Source organism: Ornithinimicrobium sp. CNJ-824, from assembly GCF_001942405.1.
Taxonomy (GTDB): domain Bacteria; phylum Actinomycetota; class Actinomycetes; order Actinomycetales; family Dermatophilaceae; genus Ornithinicoccus; species Ornithinicoccus kibberensis.
Genome location: NZ_MKKA01000022.1, coordinates 79,309 through 99,448 on the forward strand (window position 1 = coordinate 79,309; position 20,140 = coordinate 99,448).

12 protein-coding genes and 2 pseudogenes are annotated in these 20,140 nt (G+C 75.1%); 3 read left to right on the forward strand and 11 right to left on the reverse strand.

Annotated elements, in window-relative coordinates; genetic code table 11:
- Positions 1 to 70: 70 nt before the first annotated feature.
- The 5 genes from BJF81_RS09325 to BJF81_RS09345 form a co-directional block, all read right to left on the reverse strand.
- A complete protein-coding gene (locus BJF81_RS09325; protein WP_075958104.1) occupies positions 71 to 730 on the reverse strand; it encodes an HAD family hydrolase in 660 nt (219 codons plus the stop codon).
- On the reverse strand, positions 727 to 1,401 hold the full coding sequence (locus tag BJF81_RS09330) for a lysophospholipid acyltransferase family protein (protein ID WP_075958105.1): 675 nt from the start codon (positions 1,399 to 1,401) through the stop codon (positions 727 to 729). Before BJF81_RS09330 ends, BJF81_RS09325 begins: the two co-directional genes overlap by 4 nt.
- Before the next feature lie 10 nt (positions 1,402 to 1,411).
- On the reverse strand, positions 1,412 to 3,730 hold the full coding sequence (locus tag BJF81_RS09335; protein WP_075958106.1) for a DNA polymerase III subunit gamma and tau: 2,319 nt from the start codon (positions 3,728 to 3,730) through the stop codon (positions 1,412 to 1,414).
- Positions 3,731 to 3,740: 10 nt separating this feature from the next.
- Positions 3,741 to 5,576 carry a HelD family protein gene (locus tag BJF81_RS09340; protein WP_446740551.1) on the reverse strand — a complete coding sequence of 612 codons (1,836 nt, stop codon included), beginning with the start codon at positions 5,574 to 5,576 and terminating at the stop codon, positions 3,741 to 3,743.
- 523 nt (positions 5,577 to 6,099) lie between these two features.
- Positions 6,100 to 7,062, reverse strand: coding sequence for a helix-turn-helix transcriptional regulator (locus tag BJF81_RS09345; RefSeq protein ID WP_075958107.1), 963 nt, complete (start codon positions 7,060 to 7,062; stop codon positions 6,100 to 6,102).
- 341 nt (positions 7,063 to 7,403) lie between these two features.
- Here BJF81_RS09345 and purD point away from each other — a divergent pair.
- The 3 genes and pseudogenes from purD to purL all read left to right on the forward strand — a co-directional run bounded on the left by purD (position 7,404) and on the right by purL (position 13,674).
- Positions 7,404 to 8,698, forward strand: a pseudogene (gene purD / locus BJF81_RS09350) (phosphoribosylamine--glycine ligase).
- 1 nt (position 8,699) lies between these two features.
- A pseudogene (locus tag BJF81_RS09355) lies at positions 8,700 to 9,676 on the forward strand (phosphoribosylaminoimidazolesuccinocarboxamide synthase).
- A 65-nt stretch (positions 9,677 to 9,741) separates the two neighbouring features.
- The gene (gene purL / locus BJF81_RS09360; RefSeq protein WP_075958108.1) at positions 9,742 to 13,674 is read left to right on the forward strand and encodes a phosphoribosylformylglycinamidine synthase; all 3,933 of its coding nucleotides are present in this window, start codon (positions 9,742 to 9,744) and stop codon (positions 13,672 to 13,674) included.
- 27 nt (positions 13,675 to 13,701) lie between these two features.
- Here the strand turns inward: purL and BJF81_RS09365 are convergent, their stop codons facing one another.
- The 6 genes from BJF81_RS09365 to fbaA form a co-directional block, all read right to left on the reverse strand.
- Positions 13,702 to 15,672, reverse strand: a complete 1,971-nt coding sequence (locus tag BJF81_RS09365; RefSeq protein WP_075958109.1) for a heavy metal translocating P-type ATPase — start codon at positions 15,670 to 15,672, stop codon at positions 13,702 to 13,704.
- 52 nt (positions 15,673 to 15,724) lie between these two features.
- Positions 15,725 to 16,087 carry a NifB/NifX family molybdenum-iron cluster-binding protein gene (locus BJF81_RS09370; RefSeq protein WP_083664118.1) on the reverse strand — a complete coding sequence of 121 codons (363 nt, stop codon included), beginning with the start codon at positions 16,085 to 16,087 and terminating at the stop codon, positions 15,725 to 15,727.
- A 73-nt stretch (positions 16,088 to 16,160) separates the two neighbouring features.
- A complete protein-coding gene (locus BJF81_RS09375; RefSeq protein WP_075958110.1) occupies positions 16,161 to 17,453 on the reverse strand; it encodes an adenylosuccinate synthase in 1,293 nt (430 codons plus the stop codon).
- Positions 17,454 to 17,491: 38 nt separating this feature from the next.
- Positions 17,492 to 18,487: a hypothetical protein gene (locus tag BJF81_RS09380; protein WP_075958111.1), complete on the reverse strand. Its 996-nt coding sequence runs from the start codon at positions 18,485 to 18,487 to the stop codon at positions 17,492 to 17,494.
- 169 nt (positions 18,488 to 18,656) lie between these two features.
- Positions 18,657 to 19,070, reverse strand: a complete 414-nt coding sequence (locus BJF81_RS09385) for a DUF3151 domain-containing protein (protein WP_075958197.1) — start codon at positions 19,068 to 19,070, stop codon at positions 18,657 to 18,659.
- On the reverse strand, positions 19,067 to 20,095 hold the full coding sequence (gene fbaA / locus BJF81_RS09390) for a class II fructose-bisphosphate aldolase (protein WP_075958112.1): 1,029 nt from the start codon (positions 20,093 to 20,095) through the stop codon (positions 19,067 to 19,069). The genes BJF81_RS09385 and fbaA overlap by 4 nt, the downstream gene beginning before the upstream one ends.
- Positions 20,096 to 20,140: the final 45 nt, after the last annotated feature.

Below are 20,140 nucleotides of genomic sequence, written 5' to 3' on the forward strand. Positions count from 1 at the left end.
ACTCTAGGCGGACGCACCGACACCGACCGACGCCGCGCGGACGCGTGCACCGCCGGCGGCGGTCCGGCGGTCAGGCCTCGGTGCGCCGGTCGCGCAGCAGCACGGCCCGCAACGTCGCGACGTCGTCCACGACGTGGTCGGCCTCCGCCAGGGCGGCGGCCTCGCCGGCGCCCCACGTCACGGCGATGCTGGCCATCCCCGCCGCCCGCGCGGCGTGGACGTCCACCCACGCGTCACCGACGTAGACGCACTCCTGGGGACGGGCGCCGAGCCGCCGCGCGCCCTCCAGGAGGGGCGCCGGGTGCGGCTTGTGCACCGGGGTGGACTCCATGCCCACGACGTGGTCCAGCGGGGGCAGACCGGTCACCCGCATGCCCTGGCGCACCGTCTCCTCGCGCTTGGACGAGACCACCGCGGTGGGGACCCCGGCCCGGTCCAGGTCCGCGAGGAGGCCCGCCGCCCCCGGTACGGGGCGGATGAGGGCGTCGTGGTGGGCGAGGTTGTGCTCCCGGTAGCGCCGGACGAGCTCCTCCCCGCGCCCCGGGTGACGCTCCTCGAGCACCTCGAGGAGCACCCGGCCGATCCAGCCGCGGGTCTCGTCGTCGCCGGCGGGGTCGCCGACCGAGTCGAGGGTGTGGCGGTAGGAGGCGAGGATCAGCGGGATGGTGTCGGCCAGCGTGCCGTCGAAGTCGAAGAGCACGACCGGCCACCGAGGTGCCGCTGGCCTCATGCCGGCAGCTCCGGCTGCCGCTCGTTGTACTCCCCGGCCCACTCCTGGCCCGACATGGCCAGGATCGCGGCCATCACCTCGTCCGTCAGCCGGCGCCGGGCCCGGCCCAGCGGCACGCCGTCGAACCGCCCCTCCACCGGGATCGGTGCGCCGAACTCCACCCGGACCTTGGCCCGCCGGGGGAACCTCGCCCCCACCGGCTGGATCCGGTCGGTGCCGGTGAGCGCCACCGGGACCACGGGGCAGCCTGCCTGCAGGGCCAGCCAGGCCACGCCGGTCCGGCCGCGGTAGAGCCGGCCGTCACGGCTGCGCGTGCCCTCCGGGTAGATCCCGAACGCCCCGCCCGACCGCAGGTGGGCCAGGGCCAGGTCCAACGACCGCTGGGCCGCCCGCGGGTCGTCGCGGTCGACCGGGATCGCGCCGACGCCGGTGAACCACTCACGGCTGATCCAGCCCTTGAGCCCGGACCCGGTGAAGTAGTCGGACTTGGCCAGGAAGGCGACCTGCCGGGGGGCGGTGAGCGGGATGACCACCGAGTCGGCGAAGGAGAGGTGGTTGCTGGCCAGGACGACCGGTCCGGTCGCCGGCACGTGCTCGGTACCGACCACCTCGGGTCTGAAGATCGCGGTCGCGAGGGGGGTGACCACCGGGTGCAGGACCTCGTAGATCATGGCGTCCTCCTCAGGCCACGGGGTCGTCGTTGATGGCGATGACCCTGCCGCCCAGGACGGACTCGATGACAGGCTGGCCGACGGCACCCGAACCGTCCAGGTCCTCGTCGTCGACGCTGGGGGCGTCACCACCTCCGGCGTCCGCGCCGCCCGGACGGGCGCCCTGCCCGACCGGCTCCGCCGGCGCGACGTCCTCGGGCGCAGGGGCGGTCGCCCAGGCCGGTGCGCCGCCCGGTCCCGGTGCCCCGGCCCACCCGGAGGCCCCTCCGGCGCCGGGGACGCGCCCCACCGCGCCGAGCTGCTCCGCCATCGACGGCGCGCCCGCGGGCACCGGTCCTGGTGCCGCGACCGGCCCGGACCCCGGTCCTGCCCCAGGCGCGGCCTGCTGGTGCTGACGACCCTGGGCACCGGGTCGGCCGTCCTGCCCGCCGGCCGGTGGGCGCGTCCTGATCCGTCCCCGCATCGGCGCGTCCGTCAGGCCCGGGACGCCATCGGGCGCGGCGGCCGCCGTCGGGGCCGGCTGCGGCGACCCGTCCGGCGAGTCCTGGACCGGCGGAGGCCCGCCCTGACCCGGCGGGGGTCCGCCCTGACCCGGCGGGGGTCCGCCCTGGCCCGGCGTCGGCGGCGACGACGGGCCCCCGGGCTCGGGGGCAGGTCCAGGTCCACCTCCAGGGCCTGGCCCGGGGTCAGGCCCTGGAGGCTCGCCCGCCACGGTGGCCTCGATCCGGGTGTCCAGGGCGACCGACTCGATCAGCGCCTGGCGCAGCGTCTCCTCGTGGGCGGTGCCCATGAAGTGCCGGATCCAGTTCTGGTCCGGCATCCCCAGGAGGACCCGGTCGCCGTCGTAGTCGATGAGCACGGCCTTCTGCAGGCCGCTCCACGTCCGTCGGCTGATGGTGCGGACCCGCTCCAGGACGTCGGGCCACTGCCGCCGCAGCGCCGCCGTGTCGAGCCGGGCGGTCGCCGGGGCCGCAGGTCGGCCGTCGTCCCCATCCGTCCCCGTGCGGGCCGGCCCATCCCCTGCCTGCGGACGCCCGGCCGCGGGCGCGGGGTCCGCGGTGACCGGGGGCGCGGGCTGGTCGTCGGCCGGCGTCGGGTCCGGCCGCTGCCGCTCGGGGCTGACCGGTCGCGCCTGCGGGGGCGCCGTCCTCGTCGTGCCCTCCGCCGCACCCAGCCTCCGCTCCAACCGGTCGAGGCGTTCGCCGTACCCCTCCTCCCCGGAGGCGGCAGGCAGCAGCAGGCGGGCCACCAGCAGCTCCAGGAGCAGCCGGGAGGAGACCGCCCCGCTCATCTCGGACAGACCGTGGCTGACCACGTCCGCGGCGCGGGAGAGCGCCTCGGGCCCCTGCACGGCGGCCTGGTGGCGCATCCGGTCGATCTGGTCGGCGGGCAGCCCCGGCAGCAGGCCGGCGGCCGGGGCGTCGTCGCCGACGGCGGAGAGCACGATGAGGTCCCGGTAGCGCTCGAGCAGGTCCTCGACGAAGCGGCGTGGGTCGTGCCCGGACTCCATCACCCGCCCGACCTGGGCGAAGGCCGTCGCGGCGTCCCGGGCCGCGACGGCGTCGACGATCCCGTCGAGCAGCTCCACGTCGGTGAAGCCGAGCAGGGCCGCGGTCCGCTCGTAGGTCAGCCCCTCCTCGCCGGCCCCGGACATGAGCTGGTCGAGCACCGAGAGGGAGTCCCGCACCGACCCGCCGCCGGCCCGGGTGACGAACGAGAGCACCCCCGGTTCGAGGGCGACCCCCTCCTGCCCGCACACCTGCTCCAGGTATGCCGTCAGCCGCTGCGGGGGGACCAGGTGGAAGGGGTAGTGGTGCGTCCGGGACCGGATGGTGGCCAGCACCTTCTCGGGCTCCGTCGTGGCGAAGATGAACTTCACGTGGGGCGGCGGCTCCTCGACGACCTTGAGCAGGGCGTTGAAGCCGTTGGGCGTCACCATGTGCGCCTCGTCGATGATGTAGACCTTGTAGCGCGCCTGGGCCGGCCCGAAGGCCGCGCGTTCCCGCAGGTCGCGCGCGTCGTCGACGCCCCCGTGGCTGGCGGCGTCGATCTCGATGACGTCGACCGACCCGGGACCGCCCCGGGCCAGCGCCACGCACGACTCGCACGTGCCGCAGGGCTCGGGCGTGGGTCCCTGCTCGCAGTTGAGGCACCGCGCCAGGATCCGGGCGCTCGTCGTCTTGCCGCACCCGCGGGGGCCGGAGAACAGGTAGGCGTGGTTGACCCGGCCCGACCGCAGCGCCTGCACGAGCGGCTCGGTCACGTGCTCCTGGCCGATGACGTCGGCGAAGGACTCGGGCCGGTAGCGGCGGTAGAGGGCGGTAGTCACGTCCCCGAGACTAGTCGGAGCCCCCGTCGGACCCGGCACCGTCCACAGGGCGCAGGATGCTCGTGCGGTGCGCCGCCCGGGTGAGCACGACGTAGAGGACGCGCACTCCTCCGGGCGACTCCGCCACGATCTCGTCGGGGTCCACGACGAGCGTCGCGTCGTACTCCAGACCCTTCGTCGACAGGGGGTCGACGAGCACGACCCGGTCCGCGGCGTCGAGGACCGGGGTCAGCCGGTCGCGCCACCGGTCGGGCGCGATCACCGCGACCTGGCCCTCCACCTGGGACACCAGGTCGCGCACGGCCGACGACGCCGTCGCCACGACCTCCTCCGCGGGGGCGTCCAGCTCGGCCGGGTGGTGCCCGGTCTCGCGCACCGCCCGGGGGATGTCGGCGTCGGGCACGTGCTCGCGCACCATGCGTGCGGCGTGGTCGAAGATCTCCCGGGCGTTGCGGTAGTTGGTGTCCATGTGGAAGGCGCGCCGGACGGAGGACCCGAACGCCTCCTCCCTCGCCCGGGCGGCCTCCTCGAGGTCGTCCCAGGACGCCTGGGCGAGGTCGCCCACGACGGTCCACGAGGCCCACCGGCCCCGGCGGCCGAGCATGCGCCACTGCATCGGGGAGATGTCCTGCGCCTCGTCGACGAGGACGTGGGCGTACTCCTCCACGCCTCCCAGCCGGCCGGCGGTCAGCCGGTCGACGGGGTCGCGGGAGACGCGGGCGTGGCCGTCGCCGGCGTTCCCGTCGGTGGCCCCGGGGCCGCCGGACGCGGCGCCCCCGTCCGGTCGGCCGTCGCCGTCCCGTCCCACCCGCAGCGCGGCGAGGCCGTACTGGCTGGCGTCGTCGAGCTCCTCGATCTCGTAGAAGCCCCGCTCCTCGCTCGGCAGGTCCACCACCGGCCCCAGCCGGGCGTGCAGGTCGTCGACCAGCGCGACGTCGGCCACCGACCACCGCCCGTCGTCCAGCGCCCGGCGGTAGGAGTCGGCCAGCAGCCGGGCCTCGTCCACGGATGCCCCGAGCCGTCGGGCCAGGTTCTCGTCGACGAGCCACAGGAGCAGCTCCCGCGGGTCCACCGGCCGCCACCAGGCCCGCGCGAACGTCTCGACGTCCCCGGCGTCGGTGAACCGGTCGACGAACTCGGCGCGGTCGCCCTGCTGCACCTGCTCCCAGGCCAGCCCGGCCAGGGCCTCGACCGCCGCGTCGTAGGAGGTGTTGCGGTGGTGGTGGCGCAGCACCTGCCGGCGTGCCCTCTCCAGGTCCGCCGGCCGCAGCCGGACGGGGTGCCCGGCGACGAAGACGCGCAGCTCGGTCGGGGCGTCGGGGACCGGCTCGCGGGTGAGCCGCGAGAGCAGGGTACGGATGCGCAGGGAGCCCTTGAGCGCGGCCGTGGCCGGGTCGTCGAGCACGGTCGCGGTCATCCCCCCGACCACGTCCCCCACCGAGCGCAGGGACACGGTGTCCTCCCCCAGCGAGGGCAGGACCCGCTCGATGTATGCCGTGTACGCCGCCGAGGGTCCGACCACCAGGACGCCACCCGCCTCGTACCGCCGGCGGTCGGAGTAGAGCAGGTAGGCCGCGCGGTGCAGGGCAACCACGGTCTTGCCGGTGCCCGGTCCACCCGTGATCTCGGTCACCCCGCGCGCGGGGGCGCGGATGGCCTCGTCCTGGTGCTGCTGGATCGTGGCGACGATGTCCCGCATGCGCTCGCCCCGGCTGCGCGTCAGCGCAGCCATGAGGGCCCCGTCGCCGACGACGACGAGGTCCTCGGGGGCGGCGGCGACCATGAGGTCGTCCTCCACCCCGACGACCTGCTCCCCGCGGCAGCGCAGGACCCGCCGGCGCAGCACCCCCTGGGGGTCCACGGGCGTGGCCCGGTAGAAGGGTGCCGCCGCCGCGCCCGCCAGTCCACGACGAGCGGCTCGTAGTCGTCGTCGCGCACGCCCAGCCGACCGACGTAGCGCACCTCCCGCTCGCCGGTGCCCGGCTCGCCCGCGCCGTGGTCGAGGTCGAGCCGCCCGAACACCAGGCCCTCGTGCTGGTGCTCGAGGCTGGCCCGGCGACGGTTGGCGGCGAAGACCAGCGCATCCCGTTCGAACAGCCCGGCCAGCTCCTCCTCCCGCGGGTCGCCCGTGCCGGCCCGCTCGGTCCGGCCGCGGGCCATGCCCTCGGCGTGCACGAGACCGACCCGGTCGGCGGCCTTGGCCAGCTCGTCGTAGACCCGGTCGACGTGGGCCTGCTCGGCCGCGATCTCGACGGCGACGACGTCGTTCGTCGTGGCGCTCACTCCACCCTCGCTCTCCTGACGTCCGACGGACGTGGACTCCCCTGGCAAAGGTCCAAGCCTACCGGCCGACCGGACGTGCCCCGCCCTCAGACCCGGCCCCGGCGCACGGCCTGCACCCCGGCCTGGAAGCGCGTCGCGGCCCCGAGGTGCTCCATGAGGTAACGCACCCGGCGCTCGACGGTGCGCACGGACACGCCGAGCTGGCGGGCGATGATCTTGTCGCTGGCCCCCGTGGCCAGCAGGGCCAGGACCCTGGCGTCCTTGTCCCCCAGCGGCAGCCGTCCGGGCACGACCGGGGGGCCCTCGCCGACCTGCCCGGCCGTCAGCACGGTCCCGTAGGGGGTGGCCAGGTCCCAGATCGCGACGAGCAGCTGGCTCAGCGCCTGCACCCAGGTGACGCGGTGGGCCCCGAAGGACCCGTCCCCGTCCTCGGCGTACCGGCTCAGGTCCACCAGGACGTCCTTGTCGTCGGTCATCAGCACCGAGAACGGCACCCCGTTGGCGACCCGCACCTCGTGGCCCAGCTCGCGCGCCCGGTCGGCGAAGGCCAGGGCGTACCGGTCCCCCAGGAGCGAGGAGTCGAGCACGAGACGGACCTGCACCTCCTCCCGGACCGACAGGCGGGTGGAGCCGGCGGCGAGGTCCGCGAACAGCCCGGTGGCCGCGACCGAGGCGTCGACGGCCCACCACACCCTGGTGGTGGCGGACCGGTGCAGCTCGGCGATCCGGTGGGCGATCTCGACGGTCCCCGCCAGCCCGTCCACCTGGGCCGGCCCCCTGGCCTGCCCGACGTCGCCCATCGCGCGTCGCCACAGGCTCTCCACCTCCGAGGCGGTGGCCCTGGTCAGGGCGACGCGTCGTTCGACCTGGTCCATCCGGCGGGTCAACGCCTCGCGGGGCGGGACGACGAACCAGCGGTCGGGGTCCTCGCTGCTGGACAGCATGCCGCGTTCGACGAGCTCGGCGACGGCGTCGTCGACGTCCGCGTCGCTGAGCCCCGACTGTCGCAGCGCGCTGCGCGAGGGGACGCCCAGGCGGACCGCCGCCATGTAGACCCGGGAGAGGAACTCCTCGTAGGTCTCGCCGCGGGAGTGCCGGGACGGGGTCGGCGCGCGACGGGAGGACGGTCCGGGGAGGCGATCACCCCACCATCGTGTCGGATACCCGTCACTGTCACCAACCCGACACCTCTGGGGATGACATTCGGGTCCGGTCGTGTCTAGTGTTGATCCGTCGGCTTCGGTCGGCAGCAGGGATCGTGCGAGTCACCGGGCAGCCCCCCATCAGCCCGGTAGACCCTGCCCTGCTCGTGGCCCTCCTGGGAGATACCCCCCTGCCTTCCAGGAGGGCCACACCCGTGCCCGCGCCGGCACGGATACGCTGGCTGCCCGTGAGAGTTCTCCTCCTCGGCTCCGGCGCCCGCGAGCACGCCCTGGCCCGTTCCCTCTCGGCCGACGCCGAGGTCCAGGCCCTGCTGGCTCTGCCGGGCAACCCGGGGATCGCGCAGGTGGCCCGGTGCGTGGCCGGCGACCCCACGGACCCCGCCGCCGTCGTCCGCCTGGCGCGCGAGGAGCAGGTCGACCTCGTCGTCGTGGGCCCGGAGGGTCCCCTCGTCGCCGGGGTCGCCGACGCGCTGACGGCCGCAGGTATCGCCTGCTTCGGCCCCACGGCCCCGGCCGCCCGGCTGGAGGGGAGCAAGGCCTTCGCCAAGGAGGTGATGGCCGCGGCCGGCGTCCCGACCGCGGCCGCCCACGTCTGCACGACGCTCGAGCAGGCGCGGGCCGCGCTCTCGGCCACCGGCGCCCCCTACGTCGTCAAGGAGGACGGACTCGCGGCCGGCAAGGGAGTGGTCGTCACCGGCGACCTGGACGTCGCGCTCGCGCACGCCGCGGGCTGCCTGTCACGGCCCGGCGGGCGCGTCGTCGTCGAGGACTTCCTCGACGGCCCCGAGGTGTCCCTCTTCTGCCTCGCCGACGGGAGGACCGTCGTCCCGCTCGCCCCGGCGCAGGACTTCAAGCGCGCCGGTGACGGGGACACCGGCCCCAACACCGGCGGGATGGGCGCCTACTCCCCGCTGGCCTGGATCGACGAGCAGAACCCCGGTCTCGTCGACGAGGTCGTCGCCGCGGTGGCCCTGCCGACCGTCCGGGAGATGGCCCGCCGGGGGACGCCGTTCACCGGCGTGCTCTACGTGGGCCTGGCCCTCACCGCCGCGGGTCCGCGGGTGGTGGAGTTCACGCCCGGTTCGGCGACCCGGAGACCCAGTCCGTCCTGGCCCGCCTCCGGACGCCGCTGGCCGGGGTCCTCCTGGCCGCGGCCCAGGGCCGCCTGGCCGAGCTGCCCCCGCTGGACTGGTCGCCCGACAGCAGCGTCACCGTCGTGGTGGCCGCGGACGGCTACCCCGTCGCCCCGCGCACCGGGGACGAGGTGACCGGGCTGGCCGCTGCCGAGGAGGTCGACGGGGTGCACGTCCTCCAGGCGGGGACGGCCCTGCGCGACGGGCGGCTCGTCTCGGCGGGCGGCCGGGTCCTCAGCGTGGTGTCCCTGGGGGCGGACCTGGCCGAGGCCCGGTCCCGCGCCTACGCCGCCGCCCACCGCATCCACCTGCCGGGGTCCCGGTTCAGGGGCGACATCGCCCGGGCCGCGGAGCAGGGCGACGTCCACGTCCCGACCAGGAAGGCCTGACATGGCGATGCAGATCCCCGGGCACGAGCTGATCTACTCCGGCAAGGTCCGGGAGCTCTACGCCCCGCTGGACCCCGCCACCGGGGCCCGGGACGAGGGCCGGCTGCTGCTCGTGGCCTCGGACCGCGTCAGCGCCTACGACCACATCCTGTCCACCCCGGTCCCCGACAAGGCGCGGTGCTCACCCAGCTGTCGCTGTGGTGGTTCGACCAGCTCGCCGACGTCGTCGACGCCCACCACGTCGTCTCCACCGACGTGCCCGCCGAGGTGGCCGGCCGGGCCGTCTACGTGCGGCGGCTGCGGATGCTGCCGGTGGAGTGCGTGGCCCGGGCCTTCCTGACCGGCGGTGGCCTGGCGGAGTACCGTGCCGACGGCACCGTCTCCGGCGTCCGCCTCCCGCCCGGCCTCGTCGACGGCTCGCGGCTGCCCGGCCCGGTCTTCACCCCCAGCACCAAGGCCCCCGTCGGCGAGCACGACCAGCCCCTGCCGTTCGCCGGGGTCGAGGACCTCGTCGGGACCCGCCTGGCCGCCCGCCTGCGCGACCTGACGGTGTCGATCCTGGAGCGGGGCAACGAGATCGCCGCCGACCGCGGGATCCTCATCGCCGACACGAAGGTCGAGTTCGGCCTCGACCCGGCCCAGCTCGGGCTCGGGACGGGCGACGAGATCGACTGGGCGGCAGTCGATCCGGACGCCGTCGACGTGGTCCTGGCGGACGAGGTGCTCACGCCCGACTCGTCCCGCTTCTGGCGTGCGGACGCCTGGCAGCCCGGACGGCACCAGGTCTCCTACGACAAGCAGGTCCTCCGGGACTGGCTCACCTCCCCCGCCAGCGGCTGGGACCGCGCCTCCGACGCCCCGCCCCCACCCCTGCCGGACGAGGTGGTCGAGCTCACCCGGGCCCGCTACGTCGAGGCCTACGAGGCGCTCACCGGGCGCCCCTTCACCACCCCGGCACCGCCCCTCCACGCCGGCTGAGACGGCATACCCCGCCTTTGTATGGTGGAACCTCCCTCCCGCAGCTCCCCCAGGAGACCCCGCCCATGGCCCCGTCCCAGCACGTGCTGACCACCTTCGCCGGCGGGTCCGCCCTCTCCGACTTCCGCGCCAGGGCGCTGCTGCGCCGGCTCCGGTCGGTCTGCGACCGGGTCACCGACGTCTCCGCGCGCCACGTCCACTGGGTGGCCTCGGACGAGGAGCTCGACGAGGCGACGACCGCCCGGCTGCGGGCGATCCTGACCTACGGCGAGCCGTGGACGGGGACGGACCGGCTCGGGGACGGCGCCGGCCGCCCGGTCGAGGAGGAGGTACTGGTCGTGGCCCCCCGGCTGGGCACCGTCTCGCCGTGGGCGAGCAAGGCGACCGACATCGTGCACGGCTGCGGGGTCCCCGTGCACCGGGTGGAGCGCGTGGTCGAGCACCACCTGCGGCTCGAGGGGGGCGTGGGCCTGTCCGAGCAGGAGCGGGAGGCCTGCGCCGCGCTGCTGCACGACCGGATGACCGAGAGCGTCCTGCGCACCCCGCAGGACGCGGCCGCGCTGTTCGACGCCCGGACGGCGCCGCCGATGCAGCACGTGGACGTACTGGGACGCGGCCGCGCGGCGCTGCTCGAGGCCGACCGGGCCTACGGGCTGGCGCTGGCCGAGGACGAGGTCGACTACCTCGTCGAGTCGTTCACGGCGTTGCGGCGCAACCCCACCGACGTCGAGCTGACGATGTTCGCCCAGGCCAACTCCGAGCACTGCCGGCACAAGATCTTCAACGCCGACTTCGTCCTCGACGGGCAGCCGCAGGAGCGCAGCCTCTTCCGGATGATCCGGCACACCGAGGCGGTGGCCGGGGAGGGCACGGTCGTGGCCTACAAGGACAACGCCTCGGTCATGCGCGGCGGCCGCGTCACCCGCTGGCTCCCGGAGGACCCCGGGCCCAGCCGCTACGTCGCCCGCGAGGACGAGGTGCACGTCCTCATGAAGGTCGAGACGCACAACCACCCCACCGCCATCTCCCCCTTCCCCGGTGCCGCGACGGGCGCGGGCGGGGAGATCCGGGACGAGGGGGCCACCGGGCGGGGCAGCGCCCCGAAGGCGGGGCTGACCGGCTTCGCCGTCTCCTCCCTGCACCTGCCCGGCACCGACGAGCCGTGGGAGGAGCAGGGGTATGACGCTCCCGCCCACCTGGCGAGCCCCCTCGAGATCATGCTCGACGGCCCGGTCGGGGCGGCGGCCTTCAACAACGAGTTCGGCCGACCGGGCCTCGGCGGGTTCTTCCGGGTCTACGAGCAGACCGTCGACGGGGTGCACCGCGGCTACCACAAGCCGGTCATGAGCGCGGGCGGACTGGGCTCGATCAGCGCCTCCCAGACCGAGAAGGTCCGCTTCGGCCCCGGCACGCTGCTCGTGCAGATCGGTGGGCCGGGCATGCGCATCGGGCTGGGCGGCGGGGCCGCCAGCTCGATGGCCTCCGGCGCCAACGCCGCCGAGCTCGACTTCGACTCGGTGCAGCGGGGCAACCCCGAGATGCAGCGGCGGGCCCAGGAGGTCGTCAACCACTGCTGGGCCCTCGGGGAGGACAACCCGGTGCTGGCGATCCACGACGTGGGCGCCGGCGGGCTGAGCAACGCCTTCCCCGAGCTGGTCGACGACGCCGGCCTCGGCGCGCGCTTCGACCTGACGGCGGTGCCGCTGGAGGAGTCCGGCCTCTCCCCCCGCGAGATCTGGTCCAACGAGAGCCAGGAGCGCTACGTCCTGGCGATCGACCCGAGGTCGCTGGCGGCCTTCGCCGCCCTCTGCGAGCGGGAGCGCTGCCCCTACGCGGTCGTGGGGACGGCCACCGACGACGGGCAGCTGGTCCTCACCGCCGGCGACGGCGAGGACCTCCCGGTCGACATGCCCATGGAGGTGCTCCTCGGCAAGCCCCCGCGGATGACGCGGGACGCGCCACGGGTGGACCGGTCGGCACCCGAGCTGTCGGTCGCCGGGCTCGACGCCGCCGGGGTGCGGGACACCGCCTACGCGGTGCTGCGCCACCCCACGGTGGCGTCCAAGCGGTTCCTCGTGACGATCGCGGACCGCACCGTCGGCGGCCTGACCCACCGGGACCAGATGGTCGGGCCCTGGCAGGTGCCCGTGGCCGACGTCGCCGTCACCCTCTCCGACCACGTCGGGTCCGCCGGCCAGGCGATGGCCACCGGCGAGCGGATGCCGCTGGCGGCGGTCGACTCGCCCGCCTCCGGCCGGATGGCGGTCGGGGAGGCCCTGACGAACCTCCTGGCCGCCCCGGTCACGCTGTCCGGGGTCAAGCTGTCCTGCAACTGGATGGCGGCCGCGGGCGAGCCGGGCGAGGACGCCGCCCTCTACGACACCGTCCACGCCGTGGCGATGGAGCTGTGCCCCGCGCTGGGGATCTCCGTGCCGGTCGGCAAGGACTCCCTGTCGATGCGGACCCGGTGGACCGGCGCGGACGGGCAGGCCCGGCAGGTCGTCTCCCCCGTCTCGCTCGTCGTCTCCGCGTTCGCCACCCTGCCGGACGTGCGCGGCACGCTCACCCCCCAGCTGACCGCCGGCGCACCGCTCCTGCTCGTCGACCTCGGGGCCGGGCGCGGCCGCCTGGGCGGCTCGGTGCTGGCGCAGGCGCTCGGCCAGTTCGGCGGGGCGGTCCCCGACCTCGACGACCCCGACCGGCTCGTCGCCCTGGGCCGGGCGCTCACCGAGCTGCGGGAGCTGGGGCTGGTGACCGCCTACCACGACCGGTCCGACGGTGGCCTGTGGGCCACCCTGTGCGAGATGGCCTTCGCCGGCGGGGACGGTCTGGACGTGACCCTGCCGGTCGGCGACGACGGTCTGCGCGAGCAGCTGGGCGCCCTGTTCGCCGAGGAGCTGGGCGTGGTGCTCCAGGTCGTCGACGGCGGGACGCAGCAGGCCCGCTCCGTCCTGGCCCGGCACGGCCTCGACGCCCTGACCCACGAGCTGGGCCGGGCCACGACCGGACGGCGGGTGCGCGTGCGGGCCGGCGACCTGGTGCTCGACGAGCCGGTCAGGGAGCTGGCCCAGGCCTGGGACGAGGTCTCCTGGCGGATCGCGGCGCTGCGGGACAACCCGGCGTGCGCGGACGAGGAGCACGCCCTCGTCGGCGCCGACGACGATCCGGGCCTGCACCTGTCGACGACCTTCGACCCCGGCGAGGACGTCGCGGCGCCGTACGTGTCCCGGGGCGCCCGGCCCGTCGTGGCGGTCCTGCGCGAGCAGGGCGTCAACTCCCACGTCGAGACGGCCTTCGCCTTCGACCGGGCGGGCTTCGACACCTACGACGTGCACATGACCGACCTGCAGTCGGGACGGTTCGACCTGGCCGACGCCGTGGGGCTGGTCGCCGCGGGCGGCTTCTCCTACGGGGACACCCTCGGCGCCGGCGAGGGCTGGGCCCGGTCGGTGCTCTTCGACGAGCGGCTCACCGGGTCCTTCGCGGACTTCTTCGCACGGACCGACACCTTCGGGCTCGGCATCTGCAACGGGGCCCAGATGTTCGCCGCGCTCGCCGAGCTCGTCCCCGGTGCGGAGGCCTGGCCCCGCTTCACCCGCAACCGCAGCGAGCAGTACGAGGCGCGGCTGAGCCTGGTCGAGGTGCTCGACTCCCCCTCGGTCCTCCTCACCGGGATGGCCGGGTCCCGCATCCCCATCGCCGTCGCCCACGGCGAGGGTCGGGCCGACTTCTCGGCCCGTGGCGACGAGTCAGCCGTGCTGGGGGCCCTGCGCTACGTCGACCACCACGGCCGGGCGGCGACGGCATACCCCCTCAACCCCAACGGCTCCCCCGGCGGGCTCACCGCGGTGACCACCCCCGACGGACGGTTCACCGCGATGATGCCGCACCCCGAACGGGTCCAGCGCAACCTCCAGATGTCCTGGACGCCCGGGGAGCCCACCGGGCCGAGCCCCTGGCTGCGGATGTTCCGCAACGCGCGCGTCTGGGTGGGCTGAGGATCTCCGTAGGGCGACCGGGTGCCGTCAGGACGGCGCCCGGTCCGGGTCGGTCGCGGGCCGGTCACCGTGGGCGGCGCCCACCGCAGGGGCCGGCCCGGCGCCGGTCCGTGCCTGCTCGCTGAGCAGCGCACGCTCGTCACCGGAGGGGCGGGCGGCCAGCAGGGCCCACAGGATGCAGGCCAGGTCGACGACCTCCTGCATCCAGGCACCGACGAAGGCAGGCATCCGCCCGGTGGCCCCGACGAGCATGAGGACCACCGACAGGCCCACGCCGATCGCGATCGCCTGCCAGGCCACCCGCATGGTGTGCCGACCGAGCAGGACCAGCCGCGGGACGCGGGAGAGGTCGTCGAGCATGACGACGACGTCGGCCGACTCGACCGCGGCCGCCGACCCGCGGGCCCCCATGGCCACCCCCACGTCGGCCGCCGCCAGCACCGGCGCGTCGTTGACCCCGTCCCCGACCATGAGCACCGGCCGCTCGAGGCCGGTCACCGCGGCCACCTTGTCCTCGGGCAGCAGCCCGGCCCGGACGTCGTCCAGGCCGATCTCGTGCGCGACGCGCCGCGCGGTCCCTTCGGCGTCCCCGGTGAGCATGACCGTCCGCCGCACCCCCATCCGGTGGAGCTGGTCCAGCGTCCGGGGCGTCTCGGCACGCACCACGTCGGCCAGCACCACCGTCCCGACGAGACGGCCGTCCCGCGACACGTGGACCTGGGTGTGCCCGGTCAACGTCCCGCCCGCCCCGGGAGCCGGCCGCGGCAGATCCGCGTCCGACCCGCCGTCGCCGGCGACGGCCTCGGGGGCCACGAAGTCCGCCTTGCCCACGCGGACGACCACCCCGTCCACGACGGCCTCGACGCCGTGGGCCGGCACCTCGCGAGCCTCGACGGCCGTCGGCACCCCGCCGCGCCGCCGCGCCGCGCCGACCACGGCCTGGGCCAGCGGGTGGGCCGACCAGGACTCGACCGCCGCGGCCTCCGCCAGCACGCGGTCCTCGTCCTCCCCCGCCACCGGGTGCACGGCGACGACCTCAGGACGGCCGTGGGTGAGCGTGCCGGTCTTGTCGAAGGCCACCGACCGGACCTTGGCCAGCTGCTCCAGGGTCCCCGCGTCCTTGACGATCATCCCGCCCCTCGCGCCGCGGGACATGCCGGCCATGAAGGCCACCGGGGCTGCGATGATCAGCGGGCAGGGCGTCGCCACGACGAGGACCTGGGCGAACCGCATCGGGTCCCCGGACAGTCCCCAGGCCAGGCCGGCGATGAGGAACGCGGTCGCGGTGAACGGGACCGCCACCCGGTCGGCGAGCCGGACGAAGGGGGCGCGCGACTCCTGGGCCTCCTGCACGAGGGTCACGATGCGCTGGTACTGCGAGTCCGCGGCGGTCGCCGTGGCCACCAGGCGCACGGCGCTCGCCCCGTTGAGCGCTCCGGAGAGCACCCGGTCGCCCCTCCCCCGCTCCACGGGCAGCGACTCCCCGGTCAGCGAGCTCTCGTCGAAGACGCCGTCGGCGGAGTCGAGGACGGCGTCGACCGGCACCACCTCGTGCGGCCGGACGAGCAGCCGGTCGCCGGGGCCGACCTGGGCGACGGCCACCTCCTCCAGGTCCCCGTCGTCGTCCTCCCGCCACGCGACGCTGGGCGCCCGGGCCAGCAGGCTGGTCAGCTCCCGGCCCGCACGCGCGGAGGCGTAGTCCTCGAGAGCCTCGCCCCCGGTGAGCATGAGGCCCACGACGAGCGCGGCCCAGTACTCCCCCACCGCCACCGTCGAGACGATCGCGGTCACGGCCAGCACGTCGACGCCGTAGCTGCCCGCCCGCAGCGCCTCGACCATCCCCCGCAGCTGCAGCGCCGCGACGACCAGGGCCACGGCGCCGACCACCCACCGGGCGGAGCCGGGCGGACCGGCGATCTCCAGGACGACCCCGACGACGGCCGTGAGCAGGACGACCCCCACGAGGGGGTAGTCACGGATGCCACGACGCACCTGCATACCCCCTGCCTACCCGCTGGCGGCCGTTCCCGCCAGCATGGGCAGCCTCCCCTCAGGCGGTCGGGGCCCGGCCCTCCACGGCGGCCAGCGCCGAGACCCGGGCGTCGCGGTCCGTCGGCCGGACGACCGGGATGCCCATCGTCGCCAGCATGCGCGCCATCCCGGCGCCCATGTGGTCGGCCACCACGTGGGTGACCCCCTCGTCGCGGAGGAAGCGCACGACGCGCGCGTGGTGCTGCCCCTCGCCACCCTCGTCGTGCAGGACGTCCCACCGGACCTCGTGGACCGTCCAGGACAGCTCGGTCCCCTCGCCCGTCGACACCACCGCGATGCGCTCGGCACGCCCCCAGCGGTGCCCCACCTCCCCGGCCTCGGTGACAGGGACGGCGACGGTCGGGGACTCGGTGCGGGACATGCCCCCACGATACCCCTGCGGGTATGCCGTCGGCCCCGTCGGCCTTCCCGGTCCCGTCCGGGACGGGGTCGGGTCAGTCCCGCCCGAGCAGGTCGTGGAGCACGATCGACTGGTCGCGCCCCGGACCGACGCCGACGACCGAGACGCGGGCGCCGGTGAGCTCCTCGAGCCGTCGCACGTAGGCCTGCGCGTTGGCGGGCAGCTCCTCGAAGGTGCGGCAGCCGGTGATGTCCTCCTGCCAGCCGGGCAGCTCCTCGTAGACCGGCCGGGCGTGGTGGAAGTCGGACTGGTTGACCGGCATCTCGTCGAAGCGTTCGCCCTGCACGTCGTAGGCCACGCAGACCGGGATCGTGTCCAGACCGGTCAGCACGTCCAGCTTGGTGACCACCAGGTCGGTGATGCCGTTGATCCGTCGGGCGAAGCGGCCGATGACGGCGTCGGCCCACCCGCAGCGGCGCGGCCTCCCGGTGGTGGTGCCGTACTCGTGGCCGGCGTCGCGCAGGAACTGGCCGTGCTCGTCCTCGAGCTCGGTGGGGAAGGGCCCCTCGCCCACCCGGGTGGTGTAGGCCTTGAAGATGCCCACGACCCGGTCGACCCGGGTGGGGGCCACGCCCGCGCCGGTGCAGGCGCCGCCGGCGGTGGCGTTCGAGGAGGTGACGAACGGGTACGTGCCGTGGTCGACGTCCAGCAGGGTGGCCTGGCCCGCCTCGAAGAGCACGGTCTCCCCGCGGTCGAGCGCGTCGTTGAGGACCAGGGCCGTGTCGGCCACCATGGGGCGGAGCCGCTCGGCGTGCCGCAGCAGCTCGGCCATGGTCTCCTCGACCTCGACCGCGCGCCGGTTGTAGATCTTGACCAGCAGCTGGTTCTTGGTCGCCAGCGACGCCTCGATCTTCTGGCGGAGGATCGACTCGTCGTAGAGGTCCTGGACGCGGATGCCGACGCGGTTCATCTTGTCGGCGTAGGTGGGACCGATGCCGCGGCCGGTCGTGCCGATCTTGCGGCTGCCCAGGAAGCGCTCGGTCACCCGGTCCAGGACCCGGTTGTACGGCGGGATGACGTGCGCGTTCGCCGACAGCAGCAGCTTGCCGGTGTCCACCCCCCGCTCCTCGAGCGCGTCGATCTCCTCGACGAGGACGCCCAGGTCCACGACGACGCCGTTGGCGATGACCGGGGTGCACCCCGGCGAGAGGATGCCGCTGGGCAGCAGGTGCAGGGCGTAGGTCTGGTCGCCGATGACGACCGTGTGACCGGCGTTGTTGCCGCCGTTGAACTTGACCACGTAGTCGACGCTGCCACCCAGCAGGTCGGTGGCCTTGCCCTTGCCCTCGTCGCCCCACTGGGCTCCGATCAGGACGATCGCTGGCATCGCGGACCTCTCCTCAGCTGGCGTGCGGTCGCCCCACTCTATCGGCGCCCGTCGTCGGCGGGACCGCGCCTGGCGGCGACGCTCAGGCCCAGCTGGAAACGCGTGTGGACGCCGTGCTCGTCCATGAGGGCGGCGATCCGGCGACGGACCGTGCGCAGGCCGAGGCCCAGCTGCCGGGCGACGGCCTCGTCCTTGTACCCGAGGGAGAGCAGCTCCAGCAGGCGGGCGTCCTGCGCGGCGTCCTCCGGACCGAGCGGCCGCGCCCGGCGCCAGAGTCCCTCGAAGAGCGTCACGAAGGCCTCGACGAGGGCGGCCGGACGGAGCAGCAGGTGGTCCGACTCCGGCCCGTCGCCCTCGTCGAGCAGGACGGCCGTGCGGCCGAAGACGAGGAACTCCACGGGTGCGCCGGCCGTCGGCAGGAAGCGCTGCAGCTCCCCCGCGGCGGCCCGCTCCTGGACGACGTCCCGGGTGGCGGAGGCCTCCTGCACCGAGGCGGGGTAGATCGTGCGCAGCACCCGGCCCGAGGACGCGGCCTCGGCGCGACGACGGCGGATCTCGTCGGCCCGGCCGGGCCCGGACCGCTCGGCGCCGGCGACCTGGAGCAGGGGCCCATCCGTGGTGCGCATCAGGTGCTCCACGACCGGCACCACCTCCCCCGGGGTGAGGCGTTCCCACGGCGGGACCTGGGGGCGGGTGCGCCGGACCCCGCGCCGGTAGTCGCCGACGAAGGTCTCCAGCGACCCGCGGAGCCCGGCGAGCTCGCGCCGCCGCCGGTCGAGGTCCGCCTCGGCGTCGTCGAGCAGCCGGGTCACGCTCGTCCGGGGGTCCTCGGCCCGGACCACCCCGTCGGCCCCCCGCCGGGCCAGGCGCAGCGACTCCAGCACGTCGATGGCCGCCTCGGCCCGGGCGGGGGGCCAGCCCAACGACTCGGCGTGGGCGCCCAGCCGGGCGGGTCTGGAGCGCAGCACGTGGCGGTAGAGCGTCTCGGTGTCCGAGGAGAGCGGGAGCACGTCGGGGCGGGGCTGGTCGGTCACCCTTGGCAGGTTACGGCCAGGGGCAGCATCTGGACAGGAGGAGGCGGCGAACGTCTGGTTTGATGGGTGCTGGCCGGGTGAGGGCGTCAGGGGACGCGCACCGCCCGCCACTCAGGGGGCGCGGTCGCGCCGGGTCGGTCAAGGGGTCCCGGCGCCGACCGCGGGGGGTCTACAGGCCCAGTTCGCGGGCGGCCTCCGTGGAGGAGGCGCGCAGCAGCTCGGTGCACCGCACCCGCTCCTCCTCCTCGCCGATCGCGGCCGCGGCGCGGGCCAGCGCCGCCAGGGCCCGGAGGAACCCCTGGTTGGGTCCGTGCTCCCACGGCACCGGGCCCTGGCCGCGCCACCCGGCGCGGCGCAGGGAGTCCAGCCCGCGGTGGTAGCCGGTCCGCGCGAAGGCGTAGGACGTCACCGGGTCCTCCGTGGCCAGGGCCTGCTCCGCGAGCACCGCCCAGACGAGGCTGGAGGCGGGGTATGCCGTCGCCACCGTCCGGGGGTCCTGCTCGGCCAGCGCGGCCGCGGCGGGGTCCTCGGGCAGCCGGGTGGGCGGGATGCCGAGCAGGTCGCTGCCCGGTCCCGCGCTCACCGGTGCGTCCCGGCCGAGCGCAGGTTCTCGCACGCCTCGACGACGCGGGCGGACAGGGCGGCCTCCGCCTCCTTGCCCCAGGCCCGGGGGTCGTACTGCTTCTTGTTGCCGACCTCCCCGTCGACCTTGAGCACACCCTCGTAGTTGCGCAGCATGTAGCCGGCCACCGACCGCGTGAAGGCGTACTGGGTGTCGGTGTCGATGTTCATCTTCACCACGCCGTAGTCGACGGCGTCGGAGATCTCCTGGGCGCTGGAGCCGGACCCGCCGTGGAACACCAGGTCGAAGGGCCGGGCGTCGGCGCCGAGCCCGAGCTCGGCCGCGGCGGCCTCCTGCGCCGTGCGCAGGATCTCGGGGCGCAGCTTGACGTTGCCCGGCTTGTAGACGCCGTGGACGTTGCCGAACGTCAGCGCGGTCAGGTAGCGGGCCTTGTCCGCCCCGCCGAGCGCCCGGATCGTGGCGACCGCGTCCTCGGGGGTGGTGTAGAGCTGCTCGTTTATCTCGTTGGCGACCCCGTCCTCCTCGCCGCCGACGACCCCGATCTCGACCTCGAGGATCGTCCTGGCCTGCGCGGACAGCTGCAGGAGCTCCTCGGCGATCTGCAGGTTCTCCTCCAGCGGGGTGGCCGAGCCGTCCCACATGTGCGACTGGAAGTAGGGCAGCCCGCCCTGCCCGACCCGCTCGATCGAGGCGGCCAGCAGGGGACGGACGAAGCCGTCGAGCTTGTCCTTGGGGCAGTGGTCGGTGTGCAGCGCGATGTTGACGTCGTACTTCCTGGCGACCTCGTGCGCGAAGGCGCTGAACGCCAGCGCCCCGGTCACCATGTCCTTGACCCCCTGCCCGGAGAAGTACTCCGCCCCTCCGGTGGAGACCTGGATGATGCCGTCGCTGCCGGCGTCGGCGAAGCCCTTGATGGCGGCGTTCAGCGTCTGGCTGGAGCTGACGTTGATGGCCGGGTAGGCGTAGCTGCCCGCCTTGGCCCGGTCGATCATGTCGGCGTAGACCTCTGGGGTGGCGATGGGCATGGGTCCTCCTCGTGGACGGCGTCGGCACAGGCTGGTTCCCACTCT